General features: G+C 61.6%; 22 protein-coding genes. 10 read left to right on the top strand and 12 right to left on the bottom strand.

The features are described from left to right. Positions 1–80: 80 nt before the first annotated feature. From ACYVHK_RS24525 to ACYVHK_RS24495, 7 genes are all read right to left on the bottom strand, one after another. Positions 81–278, bottom strand: a complete 198-nt coding sequence (locus ACYVHK_RS24525; RefSeq protein WP_460537683.1) for a DNA gyrase inhibitor YacG — start codon at positions 276–278, stop codon at positions 81–83. After that, a complete protein-coding gene (gene zapD / locus ACYVHK_RS24520) occupies positions 278–1036 on the bottom strand; it encodes a cell division protein ZapD (RefSeq protein ID WP_460537681.1) in 759 nt (252 codons plus the stop codon). Before zapD ends, ACYVHK_RS24525 begins: the two co-directional genes overlap by 1 nt. A gap of 71 nt (positions 1037–1107) precedes the next feature. Beyond that, on the bottom strand, positions 1108–1728 hold the full coding sequence (gene coaE, locus ACYVHK_RS24515) for a dephospho-CoA kinase (protein ID WP_460537679.1): 621 nt from the start codon (positions 1726–1728) through the stop codon (positions 1108–1110). Positions 1729–1731: 3 nt separating this feature from the next. Then, a complete protein-coding gene (locus ACYVHK_RS24510) occupies positions 1732–2604 on the bottom strand; it encodes a prepilin peptidase (protein ID WP_460537677.1) in 873 nt (290 codons plus the stop codon). Between the two features lie 3 nt (positions 2605–2607). Further along, on the bottom strand, positions 2608–3831 hold the full coding sequence (locus ACYVHK_RS24505) for a type II secretion system F family protein (protein WP_460537675.1): 1224 nt from the start codon (positions 3829–3831) through the stop codon (positions 2608–2610). Between the two features lie 19 nt (positions 3832–3850). Further along, positions 3851–5560: a type IV pilus assembly protein gene (pilB, locus tag ACYVHK_RS24500; RefSeq protein ID WP_460537673.1), complete on the bottom strand. Its 1710-nt coding sequence runs from the start codon at positions 5558–5560 to the stop codon at positions 3851–3853. A gap of 246 nt (positions 5561–5806) precedes the next feature. After that, on the bottom strand, positions 5807–6622 hold the full coding sequence (locus tag ACYVHK_RS24495) for a cytochrome C assembly family protein (protein ID WP_460537671.1): 816 nt from the start codon (positions 6620–6622) through the stop codon (positions 5807–5809). 82 nt (positions 6623–6704) lie between these two features. Between ACYVHK_RS24495 and ffh the strand changes: the two genes are divergently transcribed. The 6 genes from ffh (at position 6705) to xerD (ending at position 11197) form a co-directional block, all read left to right on the top strand. Continuing rightward, positions 6705–8054: a signal recognition particle protein gene (ffh, locus tag ACYVHK_RS24490; RefSeq protein ID WP_460537669.1), complete on the top strand. Its 1350-nt coding sequence runs from the start codon at positions 6705–6707 to the stop codon at positions 8052–8054. Between the two features lie 116 nt (positions 8055–8170). Further along, positions 8171–8413 (top strand): small ribosomal subunit protein bS16, encoded by a 243-nt coding sequence (gene rpsP / locus ACYVHK_RS24485; protein WP_460537667.1) that lies wholly within the window; start codon positions 8171–8173, stop codon positions 8411–8413. Positions 8414–8437: 24 nt separating this feature from the next. Next, positions 8438–8986 carry a ribosome maturation factor RimM gene (gene rimM / locus ACYVHK_RS24480; protein WP_460537665.1) on the top strand — a complete coding sequence of 183 codons (549 nt, stop codon included), beginning with the start codon at positions 8438–8440 and terminating at the stop codon, positions 8984–8986. Between the two features lies 1 nt (position 8987). Beyond that, the gene (trmD, locus tag ACYVHK_RS24475) at positions 8988–9749 is read left to right on the top strand and encodes a tRNA (guanine(37)-N(1))-methyltransferase (protein ID WP_460537663.1); all 762 of its coding nucleotides are present in this window, start codon (positions 8988–8990) and stop codon (positions 9747–9749) included. A 5-nt stretch (positions 9750–9754) separates the two neighbouring features. Beyond that, positions 9755–10141, top strand: coding sequence for a 50S ribosomal protein L19 (rplS, locus tag ACYVHK_RS24470; RefSeq protein WP_460537661.1), 387 nt, complete (start codon positions 9755–9757; stop codon positions 10139–10141). A gap of 75 nt (positions 10142–10216) precedes the next feature. Continuing rightward, complete coding sequence (xerD, locus tag ACYVHK_RS24465; protein ID WP_460537659.1) at positions 10217–11197, top strand: site-specific tyrosine recombinase XerD; 981 nt, start codon at positions 10217–10219, stop codon at positions 11195–11197. 47 nt (positions 11198–11244) lie between these two features. Here xerD and ACYVHK_RS24460 read toward each other — a convergent pair whose 3' ends face one another. Continuing rightward, the gene (locus ACYVHK_RS24460) at positions 11245–11556 is read right to left on the bottom strand and encodes a PsiF family protein (RefSeq protein WP_460537657.1); all 312 of its coding nucleotides are present in this window, start codon (positions 11554–11556) and stop codon (positions 11245–11247) included. A gap of 129 nt (positions 11557–11685) precedes the next feature. Between ACYVHK_RS24460 and ACYVHK_RS24455 the strand changes: the two genes are divergently transcribed. The 4 genes from ACYVHK_RS24455 (at position 11686) to ACYVHK_RS24440 (ending at position 15791) form a co-directional block, all read left to right on the top strand. Continuing rightward, positions 11686–12411, top strand: a complete 726-nt coding sequence (locus ACYVHK_RS24455) for a YebC/PmpR family DNA-binding transcriptional regulator (protein WP_460537655.1) — start codon at positions 11686–11688, stop codon at positions 12409–12411. A gap of 124 nt (positions 12412–12535) precedes the next feature. Beyond that, entirely contained in the window at positions 12536–14413 is a 1878-nt protein-coding gene (locus ACYVHK_RS24450; RefSeq protein ID WP_460537653.1) for a CHASE2 domain-containing protein, read from the top strand. A 20-nt stretch (positions 14414–14433) separates the two neighbouring features. Beyond that, positions 14434–14937 (top strand): SH3 domain-containing protein, encoded by a 504-nt coding sequence (locus tag ACYVHK_RS24445; RefSeq protein WP_460537651.1) that lies wholly within the window; start codon positions 14434–14436, stop codon positions 14935–14937. Between the two features lie 11 nt (positions 14938–14948). After that, entirely contained in the window at positions 14949–15791 is an 843-nt protein-coding gene (locus ACYVHK_RS24440) for a M48 family metalloprotease (RefSeq protein ID WP_460537649.1), read from the top strand. A gap of 268 nt (positions 15792–16059) precedes the next feature. Here ACYVHK_RS24440 and ACYVHK_RS24435 read toward each other — a convergent pair whose 3' ends face one another. From ACYVHK_RS24435 to ACYVHK_RS24420, 4 genes are all read right to left on the bottom strand, one after another. Beyond that, on the bottom strand, positions 16060–18777 hold the full coding sequence (locus ACYVHK_RS24435; RefSeq protein ID WP_460537647.1) for a TonB-dependent receptor: 2718 nt from the start codon (positions 18775–18777) through the stop codon (positions 16060–16062). Positions 18778–18871: 94 nt separating this feature from the next. Then, positions 18872–19981, bottom strand: coding sequence for an ABC transporter ATP-binding protein (locus ACYVHK_RS24430; RefSeq protein WP_460537645.1), 1110 nt, complete (start codon positions 19979–19981; stop codon positions 18872–18874). Between the two features lie 158 nt (positions 19982–20139). Next, positions 20140–21636, bottom strand: coding sequence for a beta-N-acetylhexosaminidase (gene nagZ, locus ACYVHK_RS24425; RefSeq protein ID WP_460537643.1), 1497 nt, complete (start codon positions 21634–21636; stop codon positions 20140–20142). Between the two features lie 6 nt (positions 21637–21642). Then, the gene (locus ACYVHK_RS24420) at positions 21643–22530 is read right to left on the bottom strand and encodes a carbohydrate ABC transporter permease (RefSeq protein WP_460537641.1); all 888 of its coding nucleotides are present in this window, start codon (positions 22528–22530) and stop codon (positions 21643–21645) included. Positions 22531–22532: the final 2 nt, after the last annotated feature.

Genomic DNA, 22532 nt, shown 5'->3' with positions numbered 1-22532 from the left:
GGCCTCCTGAGCATTGGGTACATGTCAGGAGGGAAGTTAGAGCGCTGCGGTGACTGCGAAGTGACTGTTTGGTGAAGGATTTATGAATCGGACGCGTGCGGCGGCAGATTGTCTTCGGGGGCCGGGTCGCCCGGTACGCGGAACTGCTCGGTGGCCCACAGCCCGAGGTCGATCAGCTTGCAGCGCTCGGAGCAGAATGGACGCCAGCGTAGCTCGGGAGTCCAAAGGCTGAGCGTGCCGCAGGTGGGGCAGGCAACTTGTTTAGGGGTGGAGGACATCAGAGATTGCAGAAGGCGAGGACGAATTCGATATCGTGTTCACATTGCCGCGGACGGTCAGAGCCGGCGGCAGGGGAAACGAAGCGAACGTTGATGGCGTACTTGTTGGCAGACAGCTCGGGTACATAAGGCAGGTCGGCCGCCAGGGAGATTTTCAGCAATTGCACCAGCTTGCCGCCGGACATCTGCTGGAATGCACCGTTGCGGGCGGTGAGCGGGACGACCTTGGCGCTGTTGCGCAGTATGCGCAGGACGATGTCGATGCCGTCCTTGATGGGTAGCATGGGGCCTAGCCAACCGTTGAGGTCGTGCTGGCGCTCCTGCACCGGCCGCTGTTGCCAGTAGTGGTAAGAGGGCAGGTCAAACTCGCAGACGCCGCCGGGGATGCCCGAGCGCTGCTTGATAGCCATCAGCCATTCGTTCTCGCGCAGGTGCTGGGCGAACTTGCCGGTCGGCTCAAGCAGGCGACCGTGCGTATGCTCGATATCGGCAAGGACCATATCGAGCGCTTCCTCGGAAATCTGCGGGTTGTCGCGCAGGGTTTCCAGTGTCTGGCGCTGCCGTTCGAGTTCCTGCAGCAGATCGGACTTCAGATCGGCACGGCCGGCGACTTCCATGATTTCGAAAAGGCAGAGCAGCGCGGCGTGATGTTCCAGCGCGTGTTCACGACCGGCAAAGAACGAGGCGCGATCGTACAGATCCTCCAGCCGCAGGAGGGTGCGGATGCGTTCGTTGACGGGGAATTCGTAGCTGATCACGTTGTGTGGGTTGCTGCTTGCGCTGTATTAGCGGTCGATTGTGCAAGATTCAGGCAGTTTTGACAAATTCATTAGCCTAAATTTTGTTCCGATTCAGACGCTTGCATGTACTTCCGATGTAATTCCTTAACTCTTTCCGTGAGTTGCAGCAAATCACCCTCGTTTTCGATGACGGCATCGGCGTGCGACAAACGCGTCATCCGATCGACCTGATTGGCCATTATGGCCCGAACTTCTGCTTCGGTGAGCTGGCTGCGCGACATGACGCGGGCGATCTGGGTGGCTTCGGCGCAGTCGACGACCCAGGCCTGGTCGATGATGTCCTGATAGGCGCCAGTTTCGAACAGCAGTGGGACCGCCAGCAGGCAGTAGGTGGTCTGCGGCGGGATTGCGGCCAGCGCCGCTTGCACGCCAAGCCGTATCAGCGGATGCAGGGCTGCTTCGAGCTTGCGCTTGGCCTCCGCGTCGCCAAATATCTTGCCGCGCAGGCGGGGGCGGTCGATGGCGCCTTCCTCGGTAAGGAAATCCTGGCCAAACAGCGCGGCGACGGCAGCCGCGCCGGGCTGGCCGGGCTGGCTCAGCGCATGCGCGATGGCGTCGGTATCGACCAAGGGTACGCCGAGAGCCTGGAATGCGGTGGCCACGGTGGATTTGCCGGAGCCTATGCCCCCAGTCAGGCCGACGACACGCATGGCTTAACGGGGTACACCCCAGAGCATTTGCTGCAGCTGTGGTCCCCACACCAGGGTGATCAGCCCGGCAATGGCGAGGTAGGGGCCAAACGGCAGCGGTTTGCTCCAGCCGCGTTTGGCCAGCACGATCATGGCGACCCCGATGACGGCACCGACGACCGATGACAGCAGGACGACGATGGGCAGGCTCTGCCAGCCCAACCAGGCGCCGATGGCGGCCAACAGCTTGAAATCGCCATAACCCATACCTTCCTTACCGGTAGCAAGCTTGAAAAGCCAGTAGACCGACCAGAGGCAGAGATAGCCGGCGACGGCGCCGACGACGGCCTGCTGCAAGGGTACATAGGTGCCCTGCAGGTTGAAGAGCAGGCCGAGCCAGAGCAAGGGAAGGGTCAGGCTGTCGGGCAGCAGGTAGGTATCGGCATCGATCCAAAACAGCGCCACCATGAACCAGCCGAAAAGCAGGGCGCCGATAGCGGCGTCGCTCCAGCCGAAATGCCAGGCCAGGCCTGCGGAGAGCAGGCCGGTGGCGAGTTCGACCAAAGGGTAGCGGATGGAGATGCCGGTCTTGCAATGGCGACAGCGGCCCCGCAGCAGCAGCCAGGAGACAATCGGGATGTTGTCGTAGCCAGCGATCAGCTTGCCGCATCCGGGGCAGGCCGAGCGCGGTACCACCAGGTTGTACTTGGGCAGCGCCGGCGTAGGCGCGTCTTCCGGCAGGTCCAGCATGCTGCAATCGCGCCGGAACTCGGCCTCCATCATCCTGGGCAGGCGATGGATGACCACGTTCAGGAAGCTGCCGATCAACAACCCCAGCAGCAGGGCGGTAAGGCTAAACAGGGTAGGGTAGAGGGCCAGCGCTTGCCAGAGGGACATCGCTTAACCGCCGACCGCCGCGCCCATCTTGAAGATGGGAAGGTACATGGCGATGATGATACCGCCGATGATGGGGCCGAGCACCATCATGATCATCGGCTCCATGAGGCTGGTCAGTGCGTCGACAGCCTCGTCAACTTCCTGCTCGAAGAAGTCGGCGATCTTGCCCAGCATGGCGTCCAGCGCGCCGGATTCTTCACCGATGGCGACCATCTGCAGCACCATGGGCGGGAAGACGTCGGCGTTCTGCATCGCAACCGTGAGGCTGGTGCCGGTGCTGACCTCGGTCTGGATACGCTTGGTGGCATCGGCATACACGACGTTGCCGGAGGCGCCGCCAACCGAGTCCAGCGCTTCTACCAGTGGCACGCCGGCCGCGAACATGGTGGACATGGTTCGGGTCCAGCGGGCAATGGTCGACTTGCGCAGCACTTCGCCGAAAATAGGTAACCGCAATGCGGTTCTGTCTATCCAGCCCTGAAAGGTGACCGAGCGTTTCTTTGCTTCCAGTATGCCAAAAATGGTGCCGCCAATGCCGCCGAAGATCGCCCACCAGTAGTTCAGGAATATTTCGGAAATATCGATCACCAGCTGGGTTGGCCCGGGCAGATCGGCACCGAAGCCGGAGAATAGGTCCTTGAAGGCCGGGATCACGAAAATCATGATCACGGTGATCACGATGAAGGCCGCGACGATAATGGCGGTGGGGTAGAACATGGCGGATTTGATCTTGCCCTTGATGGCCAGGATCTTTTCCTTGTAGTCCGCCAACCGCTCCAGCAGCGTGTCCAGAATACCGGCCTGTTCACCCGCCTGAACCAGGTTGCAGAACAGCTGGTCAAATTGCAGCGGATGCTTGCGGAAGGCCTGGGTCAGGCTGGAGCCGGTTTCCACATCGTTCTTGATGTCTAGCAGCAGGCGAGTGACGCTGGGATTGCTGTGCCCCTTGGCAACGATGTCGAAAGCCTGCAGCAGGGGTACGCCGGACTTCATCATCACGGCCATCTGCCGGGTAAAGAAGGCAATGTCCTTTTCGGTGATCTTGCGACCCATCGTACGGGACTGCTTCTTGACCTTGGTGACCATGATGCCCTGACGCCGCAGGTTGGCACGCACCACGGCGTCGCCGCCCGCGCGCATCTCACCCTTCAGGGTCTTGCCGGTCTTGTCCTTGCCCTCCCAGGAGAACGTCAGTTCCTTGACCTGGGCTTTCTTGTCCACCGCCATTGCGTGTGCTCCTGGATTCTTATTCGTTGGTGACGGCTTCGACTTCAGTCAGCGACGTCATACCCTGTTTGACCTTCAAGAGGCCGGATTGCCGCAGGTCACGCACGCCTTCGCGTTTGGCCTGATCTGCGATATCGATTGAGGTGCCCTGTTGCATGATGATGCGTTGCATTTCCTCGGAGATGGGCATGACCTGGTAGATGCCGACCCGACCCTTGTAGCCGGTACCTTTGCAGGTATCGCAGCCCACAGGGCCGTAGGGCTGCCAGCTACCATCCAGTTCTTCTTCCTTGAAGCCGGCGCGCAGCAGGGCCTCGTGCGGGATTTCGATGGGCTTCTTGCAGGCTGTACAAAGCTTGCGCGCCAATCGCTGGCCGGTAATCAGGATGACTGACGAGGCGATGTTGAATGGAGCGATGCCCATGTTCAGCATCCGCGAAAGCGTTGCCGGGGCATCGTTGGTGTGCAGGGTCGAGAACACCATGTGACCGGTCTGCGCCGCCTTGATTGCGATGTCGGCGGTTTCCAGGTCCCGGATTTCACCGACCATGATGATGTCGGGATCTTGACGCAGAAAGGACTTCAGCGCGGCGGAGAAGGTCAGGCCGGCCTTGTCATTAACGTTGACCTGGTTGATGCCGGGCAGGTTGATTTCGGCCGGGTCTTCTGCGGTCGAGATATTGATGCCGGGCTCGTTCAGGATATTGAGACAGGTATAGAGCGACACCGTCTTGCCGGAGCCGGTCGGGCCCGTCACGAGCACCATGCCGTAAGGGCGATGGACGGCTTCAAGCAGGGCCGCTTTCTGGTCTGGCTCATAGCCCAGGGCGTCGATACCCAGGGTGGCGGAGCTGGGGTCCAGAATCCGCATACAGATCTTCTCGCCGAACAGGGTCGGCAGGGTCGAGACCCGGAAGTCGATTGCACGGCTCTTGGACAGGACCAGCTTCATCCGGCCATCCTGCGGGATGCGCTTTTCCGAGATGTCGAGCTTGGAGATCACCTTGATACGCGAGGAGATCTTTTCCTTGATCGCCAGCGGTGGCTGGGCAATCTCGCGCAGCACACCGTCGATGCGATAGCGGACCCGATAGAATTTTTCGTAGGGTTCAAAGTGGATATCGGAGGCGCCGCCGTTGATGGCGTCCAGCAGCAGCTTCTGGATGTATTTGACGACGGGCGCGTCGTCGACCTCACTGGTGTTGTCAACCTCCGGCGGTGCTTCCTCGCCGCTGCCTAGATTCAGGTCGTCCTGATCCAGAGCCATATCCTTGAGGTTGGCACCGCTGGCTTCGATCAGTTTTTCGATCAGTTGGCCCAGCTTGGGGTCTTCGACCACGATGGGTTCGATGACGGTGCCGGTCTGGAACTTGGCGTCTTCCAGGGCCTGGACTTCTGTCGGGTCGGAGATCGCGACAAATAGCTTGGTGCCGCGCTTGTAGAGCGGTGCAATGCGCCGGCTTTGCATCAGCTTGGCGTCGAGGACGCCGGCGGGGATATAGGCAGAGTCGAGCTGCGCCAGATCGAGCAGGGGATAGCCGAAGGTGCCCGCCGCGAGTTCCGCAACGCGAAGCGCCGTCAGCTTCTTGCTGGCAACCAGCGCCTGCACAAAGCCGACATGTGTGCTCTGTGCCTGGGCTTGGATGGTTTCGGCTTCACTGGCCTGCAAATGGCCCTGCTGTACAAGGATGCGGGCAAGGCCGGACAAAGGGGTAGGGGCTTGCGCCATGGGTAATGACGTCCTTGCAAAGGCGACGCTAATTGCGTCGTATATTAGAGGCTGGCATAAATAATGCCTTTGTCAAGTTCGCCTGTAAAGCTGGAAACCCTTGTCCCGCTTGGTTTTGCGGGTGGCGCACCGGATTTCTGCCTCGGCTGCCGCGGTGATCGGCGTGATGCAGGCTGAGGCAAGGCTGCAATTGAGCCAGGGCGCCAGTTTAATACATTGTCATGAGAGATGTGTGGTGAAACTGCATCAGCGATGCAGCAGGGTGTCGAGAACAAAGCGGCTGCCGACATAGGCCAGCAGCAGCAGGCCAAAACCGGCCAATGTCCAGTTGACTGCAAGGCGGCCGCGCCAGCCGCGCGTCCTGCGGCCCCACAGCAGGATGGCGAAGACCAGCCACGCCGCCAGCGAGAAGATGACCTTGTGGTTCAGCGTCATGGGCTTGCCGAACAACTCTTCGGCAAAGACGGCGCCGGTTGCCAGTGTGGCGGTCAGCAGGCTGAAGCCCAAGGCCAGCGTGGCAAATAGTAGTCTTTCCAGTGCCAGCAGCGGTGGTAATTGCCTGAGCAGGCTGTTGGCGGGCGTATGCAGCGCGCGGTCGGCCAGTCGCATCAGTACGGCGAGGCCGGCGGCGACGGCAAGAAAACCGTAAGCGAGCATGGCAATGGCGAAGTGCGCCTGCATCAGCGGGGCGCTGAGCCAGGGGGTGGCGTGGCCGGCAGGCAGCAGCAAGCTGGCGCCGAGGCTGAGTGTGGCGACCGGCAGCAGGATGGTCTGCAGGCCTTCGAGTCGGATCAGGAACGCGGCGGTCCAATAGATCAGTACCGCGACCCAGGTCAGCAGGCTCAGGGCCTCGCGCGCGCCAAAGTGGGGCAGTGGTCCGGCCAGGGGCAAAAATGCCAGCGGCGCATGGACGAGCAGCAAGGCGCCGAGCAGTGCGTGCTCGAGCTTTTGTCGTTGCGGCAGGGCGGGCGCAGGCTGGCTGCGACCGGCCAAAAGCCAGGCGGCGAGGCCGACGTAACCGAACCAGACGAGGGTATATAGCAAGGGATGAGGTATGAGCATGAGAGAAGCGCAAGCAAGTCGGGTAAACTTACGCGTTCGAGTTTAACAGAGCGCCGCGTGGCGCTGATTGAGAATTGCTCCCATGTTTGACAACCTGCAAAGCCGCCTGTCTTCCGTCGTCAAGACCTTGCGAGGTCATGCGCGCCTGACCGAGGACAATATCTCCGATGCCATGCGCGAGGTGCGTATGGCCTTGCTGGAGGCCGATGTGGCCTTGCCGGTGGTCAAAACCTTTGTCGCCGAGGTCAAGCAACGGGCGCTGGGCCAGGAGGTGATGGGCAGCCTCACGCCGGGCCAGGCCGTGATCGGTGTGGTGCACGAGGAGCTGAAGAAGCTCATGGGCGACCACAACGACGCGCTGAATCTCGCGGCGGTGCCGCCGGCCGTGGTGCTGATGGCGGGCCTGCAGGGCGCGGGCAAGACCACGACCAGCGGCAAGCTGGCCAAGCGGCTCAAGGAAGAATCCAAGAAGAAGGTGCTGGTAGTGTCGGCCGACGTCTATCGTCCCGCGGCCATCGAGCAGTTGAAGTTGCTGGCGGCACAGGTCGGCGTCGAATGGTTTCCGTCCGACCCCAAGCAGGCGCCGGTGGAGATTGCCCGGGCGGCGCTGGATCATGCCAAGCGGCATTTCTTTGATGTATTGATCGTCGATACCGCCGGCCGCCTGGCGATCGATGAGGCCATGATGATCGAGATCAAGCAGCTGCATGCGGCTTTGAACCCGATCGAGACCCTGTTCGTGGTGGATGCCATGCAGGGGCAGGATGCGGTCAATACCGCCAAGGCGTTTGGCGAGGCGCTGCCGCTGACCGGGGTGATCCTGACCAAGCTCGACGGCGATGCGCGGGGCGGCGCGGCCTTGTCGGTCCGTCATGTGACCGGCAAGCCGATCAAGTTTGTCGGTGTGGGTGAAAAGGTCGGCGGGCTGGAGCCATTCCATCCGGAGCGGATGGCGTCGCGCATCCTGGGCATGGGCGATGTATTGAGCCTGATCGAGCAGGTGCAGCAGACGGTCGACGTTGAAGAGGCCGAAAAGCTTGCCAAGAAGATGAAGAGCGGCAAAGGCTTCGACCTGGAGGATTTCAAGGCGCAGATCCAGCAGATGAAGAAGATGGGCGGCATGGCCGGCCTGATCGACAAGCTGCCGGGCATGGGCCAGATGAGCCAGGCCATGCAGGGGCCGGAGGCGGACAAGGCAATGCGTAGGGTGGAGGGCATCATCAACGCCATGACGCCGCTGGAACGGCGCAAGCCGGAATTGCTGAAGGCCAGCCGCAAGCGCCGCATTGCGGCGGGCTCCGGCGTCAGCGTGCAGGAGGTGAACCGCCTGCTGAAGCAGTTTGAGGACATGCAGAAGATGATGAAGCAGTTCTCAGGCAAGAACATGTTCAAGCTGATGAAGGGCATGAAAGGCATGATGCCGGGCATGTAATCGGGCCGCGCATCAACGCTAATTGCTTGAGTTGCAAGAAGTTCTTGCTCATGGTTGAGCTTGGGCTGTAGAATGCTCGGCTTTCTCCGCCTAACTAGATTTTTAGGAACAACATAATGGTTGTGATTCGTCTTGCCCGTGGTGGCGCCAAAGATCGTCCGTTCTTCCACGTGGTTGTGGCCGACAAGCGCTGCCGCCGCGACGGTCGCTTCATCGAACGCCTCGGCTTTTACAACCCGGTAGCCAAGGATGGCGAGGAAGGTCTGCGCATTGCTGCTGACCGTCTGAACCACTGGATTGGCACTGGCGCGCAACTGGCCGACAGCGTCAAGAAGCTGGTCAAGCGTCTGCCGGCTTAAGTGCCGAAAGCTGCAAGCGCCGATATGACATCGGCGAGCCGACAACCCATCGCTGCATCGCAGGCCGCTACGCCGGCTGACTTGGTGCCGATGGGTTTTGTCGCAGGCGCGTTTGGCATACGTGGCTGGGTCAAGGTGGTTGCCGATACCCAGTACGCCGATAGCTTGCTCGATTACGATACCTGGTGGTTGGGTCGTAATGGTGACTGGCGCGCCTACAAGGTTGAAGAATCGCAAAGCCAGCCCAAGGCATTGAACGTCCGGCTGGCCGGGATCGATGACCGCGATGTGGCCTTTGCCATGAAGGGCATGACGATAGCCGTGCCCCGATCACAAATGCCGGACGCTGATGAGGGTGAGTACTACTGGGCCGATCTGATCGGTCTGGCGGTGGTCAACTTGCAGGGCGAGTCGCTGGGCGTGGTGGACAGTCTCTTGAGCACTGGCGCGAACGATGTGCTGGTGGTCAAGGATGGTCAGACCGAGCGCCTGCTGCCTTTTGTCGGCGCGGTGATTGTCGAGGTCGATCAATCGGCCCGCGTGATCAAGGTCGATTGGGGCCTGGACTACTGACGTGCGTTTTGACGTCGTCACGATTTTTCCCGCCATGTTCGAGGCGATATCCGAACATGGCGTGACGCAGCGAGCAAGCGAGCAGGCTATTTTCAGCCTGCAGTGCTGGAACCCGCGCGATTACAGCACCGGTAACTACCGCCGTGTCGACGATCGGCCCTATGGGGGTGGTCCGGGCATGGTGATGTTGCCGGAACCGCTGGAAGCCGCGATTGATGGGGCCAGGGCTGCACAAGCTGCCGCCGGCGTTGTGCGTTCGCGCGTGGTTTATATGTCGCCGCAGGGTGCGCCCTTGACGCATGAAACGGTGATGCGCTTGCTCCTTGAGCCCGGCCTGATCGTACTGGCGGGGCGCTACGAGGGCATCGACGAGCGGGTGATCGAGCGCCAGGTGGATGAGGAAATCTCCATTGGCGACTATGTGCTGTCGGGCGGTGAATTGCCGGCCATGGTGCTGATCGATTCGCTGGTACGGCAGTTGCCGGGCGTGTTGAACGACGCGGCCTCGGCGCAGGAAGACAGTTTCGTGGATGGGTTGCTGGATTGTCCGCACTACACCCGTCCCGAGGAATATCGCGGCATGGCCGTTCCGGAAGTTCTGCTTTCGGGTAACCATGCGGCGATCAGGCGTTGGCGTTTGAAGCAGTCCCTGGGGCGCACCTGGTTGCGCAGACCGGAGTTGCTGCAAGAGCGCCAGCTGACAAAAGAGGAAGCTCGGCTTCTGGCAGAGTTCCAGAAGGAACAAGCTTCACAATCGGAGTAATGACGATGAATCTCATCGCTAAGCTGGAACAAGAAGAAATTGCCCGCCTGGGCAAGACCATCCCCGAATTCGCCCCCGGTGACACCGTCATCGTGCAGGTGAAGGTGAAGGAAGGTACCCGTGAACGTCTGCAGGCTTACGAAGGCGTCGTGATCGCCAAGCGTAACCGCGGTCTGAACAGCGCTTTCATCGTCCGCAAGATTTCTTCGGGCGAAGGCGTTGAGCGTACTTTCCAAACCTACTCGCCGCTGGTTGCTTCCATCGAAGTGAAGCGTCGTGGCGATGTGCGTCGCGCCAAGCTGTACTACCTGCGCGATCGTTCGGGCAAGTCCGCACGTATCAAGGAAAAGCTGCCGGCCCGCAAGGTTGCCGCTGTTGCTGCTGCCGAATAAGCAGGCTGCTTTTGCTGTACTCGAAACGCGGCTGTCGCAAGACAGCCGCGTTTTTTCTTGCCCATAATGCCGGCCATGTCCAAGCATTCCGATACCGATGAAACCCGCATCGACAGCTATGTCGATGCAGCCTGGCTGGCGGAGGGCTGGTCGCCACACACTGCCGACAGCTATCGACGCGATCTGCGTCAGTGGGCGTCCTGGCTATCTGGGCGCGGCCTCGACAGCTTTGGTGCCAATGCCGAGCAGATACGGGATTTCCTTGCGGAACTGGCAACGGCCTATGAGGCCAGCAAGTCCCTGGCCGAGGCTGAGAAGCGCAAGCTGCCGGCCATGGCGCGCGGCAAGAATGCTGCTTCGCGCGCCCGGCTGCTGTCGGCGCTGCGCAGCTACTATCGCCATTGGCTCTCGCTGGAATTGATAGACCGCGATCCGAGTGCGGACCTGGAAGGGCCGCATCTGGTGCGACCTCTGCCGAAGACCCTATCTGAGGCGGAGGTGGAGGCGGTGCTGAATGCGCCGGAGCAGGATACTGTACTGGGGATGCGTGATCTTGCCATGCTGGAACTGATGTACGCCTCAGGCTTGCGGGTGTCGGAGCTGGTCAGCCTGCACCTGGCGGCCATGAATCTCAACGAAGGGTCGATACGCATCGAGCACGGAAAGGGTGACAAGACCCGGCTGGTGCCCATGGGGCAGCCGGCCCAGGCGGCATTCCGGCGCTACCTGGCGGAGGGCCGGCCGGTGCTGTTGGGCGGGCGTGCGCATCCGGTGGCGTTTCTCAATGCCCACGGTGAACCGCTGACGCGGCAGGGCTTCTGGTACATCGTCAAGCAGTACGCCTTGCGAGCGGGAATCGCTGCGGACCGGCTCAGCCCGCACGTATTACGGCACGCCTTTGCGACCCATCTGGTCAACCATGGTGCCGACCTGCGGGTGGTGCAATTGTTGCTAGGGCATGCCGATATCACGACCACCCAGATTTACACCCATGTGGCCAAGGCGAGGCTGGCCAAGCTGCACGCCGACCATCATCCGCGCGGTCGCCGCAAATAAGCAAACAACCCGCAAAGCGGGCTGTTGCGGGCTGCGCTTCGGGTGGCCTACTTCTTGAGGCATTCGCTCATGAAGGCCTTGCGCTCGTCACCCTTCTTGCCGGTGGCTTCCTTGTTGCACCACTTCATCTTTTCCTTCTGGTCGGTGGGCTTGGCGGAAGCGTCTGCAGCCGGCTTGGCCTTGAGGCATTCGCTCATGAACTTCTTGCGCTCGTCACCCTTCTTGCCTTCGGCGTCCTTGTTGCATTGAGACATTTTGTTCTGCTGCTTGTTGGGAGCGGCATCTGCTGCTGGCGCAGGATCAGCGGCGTGGACGACGCCGAAGGAGAGCAGGGCAGCAGCAAGAAAGGCAAGCTTCATGGCGGACTCCGGTTTGGGTAGGGGATAGCTTGAGTGTAGAAGAGTGGCCGGTTGGCAGCAAATGCAGCGTGCGGCCCCTGTGCTAAAATCCCGGCCTTCCCGTGACTTGTTCTGCAAGAGGTTTACACCATGGCCGGCCATTCCAAGTGGGCGAATATTCAACATCGCAAGGGGCGTCAGGACGCCAAGCGTGGTCAGCTGTTCACTCGGCTGATCAAGGAAATCACCGTCGCTGCCAAGATGGGTGATCCTGATCCCGCCACCAACCCGCGTTTGCGCCTGGCTGTCGACAAGGCCCTGGGTGCGAACATGCCCAAGGACAATATCCAGCGCGCCATCGATCGCGGTGCCGGTAACCTGGAAGGCGTCGATTATCTGGAAACCCGTTATGAGGGTTACGGCATCGGCGGTGCGGCGGTGATGGTTGACTGCCTGACCGACAACAAGACCCGTACCGTGGCCGATGTGCGCCACGCCTTCAGCAAGTACGGTGGCAATATGGGCACCGACGGTTGCGTGTCGTTCCAGTTCAAGCATTGCGGCTACCTGATCTTTGCGCCGGGTACCGATGAGGATGCCTTGATGGAAGCGGCGCTCGAGGCGGGTGCCGACGACGTGGTGACCAACGACGATGGTTCGATCGAGGTGATCACGCCACCTTACGATTTCGTGACCATCAAGGAAACGCTGGAAAAGGCGGGCTTCAAGGCCGAGATGGGCGAAGCCACCATGCGGCCCCAGGCGGAAACGCCGTTATCCGGTGACGATGTGATCAAGATGCAGAAGCTGCTGGATGCACTTGAGAGCCTGGATGACGTGCAAGAGGTGTACACGACGGCCTTGATGGACGAGTGAGTATCCTCACGTCTGCCAAGTCGTACCAGCAAGGGCCGGATACTCCGGCCCTTGTTTTTTGCGCGCGCGCTGGTGATAAATCGGCCGGACTGCTAAAAACAAGGCTCTGAGCCACGGATTCCCTATGCGCCCCATGCCCTCGCTTTTGTCGCTACGTCGCTTTTCCTGGTGGCATGCCCTGGCCGTGTTCGTACTGCTGGTGCTGCTGGACTATGGCCTGCTGGGTGTCAGCCGTATCGTGGACCAGCGCGGCGGCGATATCCTGCTGCGTTTGCATGCGGCGCAGCGTGCACCGTCGGGCGATGTGGTGGTGGTTGATATCGACCAGCGCTCGCTCGAGGAGATGAATGAAATCGCCGGTAGCTGGCCCTGGCCTCGCTCGGTGCATGCGGAGCTGATCGAGTACCTGAACCGCCAGGGGGCGAAGGCGGTGGTGTCGGACATCCTGACCAACGAGGTGGATAGCTTCCGCATCGACAGTGATCGCTACTATATCGAGGTACTGAGCCAGGCCAGCAATGTCTACCTGCCACAGACGCTCAATGAGAATGGCCTGGGGCAACCGATAGAGCGCTTCCCCCGCTCCTTCGGCATCGTTCCGACACCGCAGGCCGTTGCGGGCGCGCGGATACCGCTGATGGTGCCGGCCGCCGCCCTGCAGGCGCCGTCCAGCGACAAGGATGCGTTGCCCTTGCCGCAGTGGGAGCGGATCAAGGCAGGTCTGATCAACTTCAATGAGGATAGTGACCAGGTCGGGCGCCACTACCATGTCTACATGGAACAGCAGGGCTGGCGCTTCCTGTCGCTGCCGGCCAGGGTGGCTGCCGACCTTGGCTGGACTTTGCCCGAGGCTTCGCAGCTGATGCTGAACTGGCGACCTGCGCCATCGCATGTGGCCTACGCCGATATCTATCTCGATAGCCAGCGCGAGGTCTCGGCCCGGCCCAAAGATGAATTCAAGGGCAAGATCGTGGTGATTGGCGCCCGCGCGCCGGGATTGCAGGATCTGCGGGTAACGCCCTTGTCCAGTGTCTATCCCGGAGTGGACATCCTGGCGACCGCCATCGACAACCTGCGCCAGGGTGACTGGTTGCGCGAAGCACCCAGGCAGACAGGGCTGCCGCTGGCCTTGCTGCTATTACTGGGGCTGACGCTGGCGTTCAATCGAGGCTTTACTGCGACCCGGATCGCCTATGGCCTGGCCGGGGTCAATGTGCTGGTGCTGGCCCTGGCCTGGTGGGGCCTGGGCCTGGGCTGGTGGTTGCCCTTCTATGCACCACTGCTGTGTGCCTGGCTTTACTACTGGTTGGGTGCGCTGCTGGCCTATCTGAAAGAGCGGCAGCAGCGCGAGCGAGCGATCGGCATGTTCCAGCGCTTTCTGGATCCGCGCGTGGTGGGAGACCTGGTGGCGCGCGGTGAGATCGATACCGGCATCAATGCCGAAAGCCGGCAGGTGACGGTGCTGTTCTCCGATATCCGCGGCTTTACCACCTTGTCCGAAACACGGACGCCGGAAGCCATCGTGTCCTTGTTAAACCGCTACTTCTCCACCCAGGTCGAGATCATCTTCCGGCACGGCGGCACGCTCGACAAGTTCATCGGTGATGCCATCATGGCGTTCTGGGGGGCGCCGGTGAATGATCCGGACCATGCGCGGCATGCCATCATGGCGGCGATCGAGATGTCGGCGGCTTTGGTACGCTTCAAGGCGGAACTGACTGAACTGGGCGATGAATTCGATATCGGCATCGGCCTCAACAGCGGCCCTGCGGTTGTCGGCTTTATCGGTTCCAGTGATCGACTGGACTACACTGCGATTGGGGATACGGTCAATCTGGCCAGCCGGATCGAAGGGCAGACCAAGGGGGTCGCGCGGGTGCTAGTGGCAGAGTCCACCATGCTTGCGGCGGGGGATGCCTTCGTCTACCGCGACTGTGGCTCGCATCACGTCAAGGGTCGCGAGCAGGAAGTACGATTGTTTGAACCCAGCCTCAAGGCATAGACAGACAGGGAGTGGTGGCGATGAAGACGGGTTGGTTGTGGTTTGCTGTACTGGCAGGCTTCGTGCAGGCGGCGGAGACCGGGACCTTGCTCCGGGCTGCCGAACTCAAGCAGCGGCCGTATATTGATGGTGGCAAGGTGGCGGATCTGAATGCGCAGACGCCGCTCGAGATTCTCGGTCGGCAGGGAGCCTGGATGCAGGTCAAGGCGGCCGGGCAGACCGGTTGGGTCAAGATGCTCAACGTGCGTACCGGATCGGGTGATACCAAGGGTGGCGGCGGTGGTTTGCTGTCGGCGGTGAATATCTTCAAGACCGGTAGTTCCGGTACGACAGTCACGACCGGGGTCAAGGGCCTCTCCGAGGAAGACATTACCAACGCACAGCCCAACAAGGAGCAGTTGGCCAAGCTCGGCAGCTATGCGGCATCGGCTGATGAGGCCGAGAAGTTCGCCCGCGCCGGCAAGCTCGCCAGCAGCAAGATCGACTATCTGCCCAAGCCCAGTGGCTCGGACAACAACCGTTAAGGAGCGGTGCCATGCGTAAACTGATACTGCCCATGTTGTTGGCGGCTGCGTTGCCCGCTGCTGCGATCGATTTCGGCAAACTGAACCTGGACAAGGTGCTGAAGGGTGTGGAGACGGTCAAGAAAGCCGCCGATGCCAGTCGGGATATCGGCGAGCCGGAAGAGATCCAGATGGGGGGCGACCTGGCGGCTACATTGTTGGGTGCTTCACCGCTGGTGAACGATGCCGAGACGCAGCGCTATGTGAACCGTGTCGGCATGTGGCTGGCACAACATACCGAGCGGGCCGGCCTGCCCTGGAAGTTCGGGGTGATCGATCATCCGAACGTCAATGCTTTTGCCACCCCCGGCGGCTATGTGCTGATTACGCGCGGCTTGTTCCAGCGCCTGCGTAGCGAGGCGGAACTGGCCGGGGTGCTGGCGCACGAGATGTCGCATGTGCTGCAGAAGCACCAACTGAAGGCGATCCAGAAGGCGCTTGGCAGCTCCATCCTCAATGATGTGGCGGCCCAGTACAAGGAGAATACCGGCTCGGCCAAGGCGGACATGGTGTCCAAGGTGGTGGGAGGTGGCAAGGAGGTATTCCTGCGAGGACTCGACAAGGACGATGAGTTCGAGGCCGACCGCATGGGCGTGGTGATCGCCGCGCGGGCAGGCTACAACCCCTACGGCCTAGTCGGCGTGTTGCAGACGCTGGCCGAGAGTCCGAGCGACGGTGCATTTGCGCTGATGTTCAAGACCCATCCCAGCCCCAATGACCGTCTGGACAAGCTTGGCGTGGCCATGGGTGATCGTCTCGACGGTCTGGACAAGAGCGTCGACAACCTGCCGCGTTTCGCGAAGATCAAGCGTTAGCTCGCGGCCGCTACGTCGAACCCTGCTACGACGAGGCCTGCTTCCTTTGGGAGCAGGCCTTTTTGTCTGGGTGGGCCTGCAAGCAAAAAAGAAGCGCGGCCGCCGGGGGAGACCGGACGGGCGCGCGCCAGAGAGGAGTGAACCAAGGAAGATGAAGTCGTGAATTCTTGGCCTGGTCGCCGGTGGCGACAGCCCCCTCAGGCTGTCGTACCGGCTGGCAGGGGATAACAGGGGGAGCCTGGCCGCTCCCCCTTTCGCAGCGCGTTGCTTAGTACTTGGCGTGCAGGGTCAGGTAGTACTGGGCACCGTTTTTGTACAGCGAGCCTGGCAGATCAGCAGCACCCGGGGTGTGGATAATCGAACGCACCATCGGGTTGTTAATGTCCTTGCCATCCAGCGTCACGCTCAGGTTCGGGCTGATTTGGTAACCCAGCGACAGGGCAACCGTGCCGATGTCGTCCTGGAAGGCCGAGTTGTTGCGGCTCGTACCGTTCAGGAAGCCCGAACGCCAGCTGTAGGTAACGCGGGCGCTGAACTTGTCGTCTTCATAGAAAGCACCCAGGTTGTAGGCGTTCTTGGAAGTACCGATCAGGGTGCAATCCGGGTTACTGACAGCGCCGCAAGCGGAGCCTGGCGCCTTGCCGGTTTCCTTGCCGATGGTGTGTGTGTAGTTGGCATTCACACCAAAGCCGCCCCACAGTGCCTGCTGGTAAGCCAGTTCGAGACCCTTGACCTCGGCCGTGGTATTGACCGGGGTGCTGACCTGATAGGTGGTGTTCTTGAACTGCAGCTGGTTGTAGAAGGTAGCCGTGCCCTGACCGTAGGTCACGTAGCCATCCAGCGAGGAGTAGAACAGGCTGGCGGCCAACAGCGACTTGTTGTCGCCACCGAAATACCACTCGGTCGTAACTTCCGCGTTGTTGGAACGGATGGGCTTGAGGTTGGGGTTACCAGCGGTACCGGTCAGCTGTACGTCACGCAAATCGACGCCAGCCATCTGGCCTAGCTCCGGGCGTGCCATGGTGCGGCTCAGCGCGAAACGCAGGTCCACATCTTTGCTTAGATCCAACTTGAAGTTGGCGCTTGGCAGTACATCCACATAGTTGTTGATGTAGTTGCGCGGCTCATATCCACCTGACTTGCCGATTTCGTAGCGGGTCACGTCTTCCTTGGTGTGTACAAGGCGGACGCCGAAGTTGCCCGAGAAGGCCTCACCGCCGAACTCGGCCATCGCGTAGGCTGACTCGGTCGGTTCCTTGATGGAGAATTCGGACTGACGCAGGTTACCGCTGTAGTAGGCGTACTTCGACAGCCAGCTGTTGACGGCATCCTGCGAGAAGGTCCAGTAGCCGGCGCCGTTGGCACCCAGGTCGTTGAACGAGCTCGGAAAAGCGGTCAGGCCAGACATCGGCAGGTTCGCGACGTTGTCGAGACCGGCGCCGGCATTGATGCCGATGCTGGTCAATTCACGCTTGTGGCGGGCCACGCGGGCACCGAACTTCACGCGCTGAATGGTGCCCAAGTCAAGCTTGTACACGCCATCGGCCTGGCCGTAGTCTTCGGTGTCCGTTGCGGTGACATGCGAGCCGTAGGTATACGGCGTGGCCTGCATACCACCGATGGAGAACTTGTCGGCGCCCGGGATGTTGTAGGTTACGGCCTGGTCTACGCCGTGAATCTGATAGCTGCCACCGACCCAAGGCATCCAGACACCCAAGGCGCCGGACACGGTATTACCGACACCCTTGGTGGTACCGAGCTTGCCGCTGACAGTCAGCTTGTCGTTGACGCGGAACTTGCCGTCGACGTTCAGGAACTGCGACTTGCTCTCGGCGATCGGGCGGGAGAACTCCTCCTGCACGGCGCTGGAGAGGCCGGCACATGGCGCACCGCAATTAGCAGGCAGGCCTGCATTGAGCGAAGTGACGATGCCGTTGCTGACGGTGCCGGTAATGTTGCCTGCCGGGTAGTTGGCGGGTGCCGCCCAGCTGGGTGCCAGCATGCGGCCCAGCGACTGCATGAAGTTGTGGTTGATGTTGGGCGCATCGAGATGCGAGTAGAAGCCGGTGACATCGAAGGACACGTCGCTGGAAGGCTTGAACTGTACGTCGATCAGGCCGCCCTTGCGGGTACGGACCTGTTCGAACCAGGCGGTGCCACCCAGGTAGCTGGTTACGGCCCCAACTGAGCCGGGCACGGCATTCGCAATCGGGGTGCCGGCATCGACCTTGTCATACCAGATCTGGTTTTCCTGACCAACACGGCTCAGGGTGCGCTTTTCATGGAAGCCCTGCAGCAGAACGCCGACGGTGCTCTGGTCGTTCTTCCAGGCAAACAGGCCGTTGACTTGGGGGTCGGTCTTCTTGGAGTTCTCCGAGTAGACACCACCGATACTGACCTGGCCGTTGAGCTGCTTCTTGAAGTCCAGCGGCTTGCGGGTCTGGATGTCGACCACGCCCATGGCGCCGCCTTCGAGCAGGTCAGCCTGAGCGCCCTTGTGCACCAGAACTTGGCCGATCAGTTCCGACGGGAACAACGAGAAGCTGACGCTGCGACCACCGCCAACGATGTTGTCGGCAAACCAGTCACCACTGGAGACCGAGTGACCGTTCAGCGAGGTCAGGGTCAGTGCGAACGGGGTGCCGCGCAGGGCGACCCGGTCGTTTTCGCCGAAGCTGCCTTCACCCGCACCGGCTGCAGCGACGCTGACGCCGGCAACACGTTGCAGCGAGTCGGCGACATTCTTGTCCGGCATTTTGCCCACGTCTTCGGCAGTGATCACCTCGACGATGGAGTCGGCATTGCGCTTTTGCGTTAACGACTGCTTGAGGGAGGCGCGAATGCCGGTGATGACGACTGCGTCTTCCTTGGCCGGTGCGGCATCTTCCGCAAATACCGGTGCTGCCATGCCCATCATGGCAAAGGCGACCGCCAGTGCGACGGGCCTTGGTTGGTGCTGCTTTGCAAATACCCTTTTGTTAAACATGCCGCTCTCCTGTGGTTTAGATAGGTACAACATTGCTGCTTGAACAAAGCAGCCAGCCTTGCGGTTACTGCTGCCAGACCGGCTTTAAATCAGCTCAGGCGCCAACGGCCCGCCCGGCCAGGGTTTGGCCTGCTGCATCGAACAGATGGCAGGCTTCGAATTCGGGTTTGAGGAAGACACGGTCGCCGCGCTGTGGCGCCACATCCTTACTGGGTAGGGAGAAAGCGATCTGGCTGTCCACGCCCTCGGCGCGGGCATAGACGATCTGCTCGCCACCGAGGTGTTCGATCAGGTCGATGCTGGCCGGGATGGTGTTGGTACCGGCCTGGGGTTGCCAGCCGATGTGCTCGGGCCGGATGCCCAGCGTGAGTGCGCTACCCGCGGCCAGACTGCATTTTTGCGGTACACTAATACCGGTATTACCGACCAGGTCGAGCTGACTGCCTTCGGCGCCGCTTGCGGCCAGCCGGGCGGGCAGGAAGTTCATCTTGGGCGAGCCCAGGAAGCCGGCAACAAACTGGTTGACCGGCTGCTGGTACAGCTCCAGCGGTGTGCCAACCTGCTCGATGCGGCCGCCGTTGAACACGGCGATGCGATCGCCCAGGGTCATGGCTTCGACCTGATCGTGGGTGACGTAGACCATGGTGGTAGCGAGGTCCTTGTGCAGCTTGGCCAGCTCGATGCGCATCTGTACGCGCAGCGAGGCATCCAGGTTGGACAGGGGCTCATCGAACAGGAAGACATCGGGCTTGCGCACGATGGCGCGGCCGATGGCCACCCGTTGGCGTTGGCCACCCGACAGGGCTTTGGGCTTGCGATCAAGCAGGTGCGTGATCTGCAGGATGTCGGCGGCGTGGCCGACGGCATCGTCGATCTCGTCCTTGGGTTTCTTGGCGAGCTTGAGGCCAAAGCCCATGTTTTCGCGCACGGTCATGTGCGGGTACAGGGCGTAGCTCTGGAACACCATTGCCACACCGCGCTTGGCGGCGGGAACGTCGTTGACCTGGCGCTTGCCGATGCTGAGTTCGCCGCCGCTGATGTCTTCGAGGCCGGCGATCATGCGCAGGGTCGTGGTCTTGCCGCAGCCCGAGGGGCCGACGAAGACCATGAATTCACCGTCGCGGATATCGAGATCGATACCGTGGATGACGGTAGGGCCGTTGTCGTAGGTCTTTTGCAGGTTACGCAGTTTCAGTTCGGCCATGGCCGGTGTTCCTTCGTTTTTCGCGACCCGATCTGGGTCTGCGGGGTGGTTTTGCGCTGATTTCAGGCAAAAACCGTCCTATACCGCCTTGCATCAGCAAGGCGGCTGTCCTTATGCAGCTAGCGGGAAAGGGCGTCAGCCCGACGGATATTTCCTGCCTAGTTCGTACTCTCCAGTGGTGCCGGCAATTGGCCGTGTGCTTCCAGTTCGTTTTTCAGCCAGCTCACTACCGCGTCCAGCGCCGGCTCGGCAAAGCCGTAGCTCACCAGCGCCGGGCAGGGCAAGTCGGCCGCTGCGTAGGGGTTCCAGAGCGCGAGGTGCAGGTCCGGCCGCCAGTTCCGGCGCTCCGTTTCGGCATAGCGTTCGCGGGTAGTGGCGGCGACGATGGTGAAGGCGCCATCGCGCGGCAGGTCCTGCCAGCGCAGCTCGCTGCGCTGGGCGTAGCTCACGACGTCGAGCTGATAGAGCGGTGCCAGCTTGGCGATCAGGGTGCTGGCCGAGAGGCCGGCTTCCGACACGCCGTCGGAGGGAGCGTCGGCTTGCAGTACCAGCCGGACCTTGCTACCCAGTGCCGGGCGACGGGCCTCGCCAACCAGGGTCAGCGCGCGGCGCCAAGCCTCGGCAAACAGTTGTCGGTCGGCGGCTTCCTGTTCGGCGTTGTAGTCGCGCTGTACTGCCGGGTAGCGGCGGGCCATGGCGCTGACGCGGGCATCTGCCTCGGCCAGTCTGGCTTCGGACAGTTCACCCGCCTTGACGGCGGCAATCAGGGCGGTGCGCGATGCGGTCATCTCGTCGCCAAATTGCAGGACCAGGGACAGGTCGGCGCCGGCACGCAGGGCCAGCACGGTGCCCTGGGCCTGGCCCCAGCGCTCGCGGATGGCCTTCATGTTCATGCCGTCGGTAATGGTCACGCCTTCGTAGCCCCATTCATCGCGCAGCAGGTCCTGCAGGATGGCCGGCGACAGGGTGGCCGGCAGCTCGTCGTCGAAAGCCGGGAAGACAATGTGGGCGCTCATCAGGCCGGGCGTCTGCTTGATCAGTGCATGGAAGGGCGACAGCTCGTACTGCTCGATGGCGGCACGGCTCTTGTCAACGATGGGCAAGGCCAGGTGCGAGTCGGTATGCGTGTCGCCGTGACCGGGGAAATGCTTGACGCAGGTGGCGACGCCTTCGCTCAGGTGGCCGGCCATCCAGGCGCCGGCCAGGCGGGCGGCGCGCTCGGGATCGGCACCGAAGCTGCGCTCGCCGATCACCGGATTACGTGGGTTGTTGTTGAGGTCAAGGACCGGTGCGTAGTTCCAATTGATGCCCAGCGAGGCCAGGCCGCGGGCGATGGCGGCACCAACGCGGTAGGCCAGGGTCTCGTCGCCGACGGCGCCCAGGGCCATGGCGCTCGGGGCGGCCGGCATGAACAGGGTGCGCATGACGGCGCCACCTTCCTGGTCGATGCCGATCACGGCGTCGTCGCCGATCACGGCCTTCAGGTCGGCGACCAGCTTGCGGGTCCGTTCAGCGCTGCTCACATTGCGGCGGAACAGGCAGATGGCACGTACCTGCTGGTCGCGCAGGAAGGCGGCGTCATCAGCCGTCAGCTCGTCGCCGGGGACGTCTACCATCAGGGCCCGGCCGGCCAGTTTGGGGAGGTTCTGGTTCATGGTCATTTACTTCACGGCACCGTCAAAGCCACGCAGGAAGAAACGCTGCGTGAACACGAATACGATCAGCATGGGCAGGATGGTCAGTACGGCACCGGCTGCCACCACGCGGGTCTTGGAACTGAATGCGCTGGAGAGGTACTGCACGCCAACGCTCAGCGGGAAATTGTCCGGGCTGGTCATGACCACGGAAGGCCAGATGTACTGATTCCAGGCGCTGACCATGGTCAGGATGGTGAGCGCGCCGAGGGCGGGCTTGGCCAGTGGCAGCATGATCTTCCAGTAGATCTGCCATTCATTGGCGCCATCAATGCGGGCGGCGTCGATCAGGTCGCCGGGAACGGCCTCGAAGGCCTGCTTCATCAGGAAGATGCCGACGGCACCGGCGAGATTGGGCAGGACCACGCCGGCAATGGTGTCGACCAGGTTGAACTTGGCGATGGTGATGAAGTTGACCAGGAAGTTGATCTCGGCCGGCAGGATCATGGTGGCGATGATGGCGCCGAACACGATGCGCTTGCCGGCGAATTCCATGCGTGCCAGCGGGTAGGCGGCCAGGCTGCAGATCACCAGCGTGCCGACCACGGTCGAGGCGGCGATCAGGACCGAGGTCTTGTAGAAGGTCAGCAGCTTGATGGTGTTGAACACCTCGATGAAGTTGACCAGGCTAGGGTCCTGCGGCCACAGCGGTGGCGGAAAGCTGTAGATGTCGCCGCTGGTGGACAGGGCGGTGACCAGGGTCCACCAGAATGGATAGACCGTGATGACGGCGAGCAGCGACAGCAGCACATAGTGCGGCAGGTGGCGGCTCAGGCGGCGCCAGATCGCCCTGGTGGCGATTGCCTGCTCGGGCTTTGGGGGTGTCGGCAGCGACATGGTGTGGGCTTTGCTCATGG

The organism is Chitinimonas naiadis, from assembly GCF_054780835.1.
Note: the sequence above shows the minus strand (reverse complement) of the source record. Positions and strands in the feature narration are given on the sequence as shown.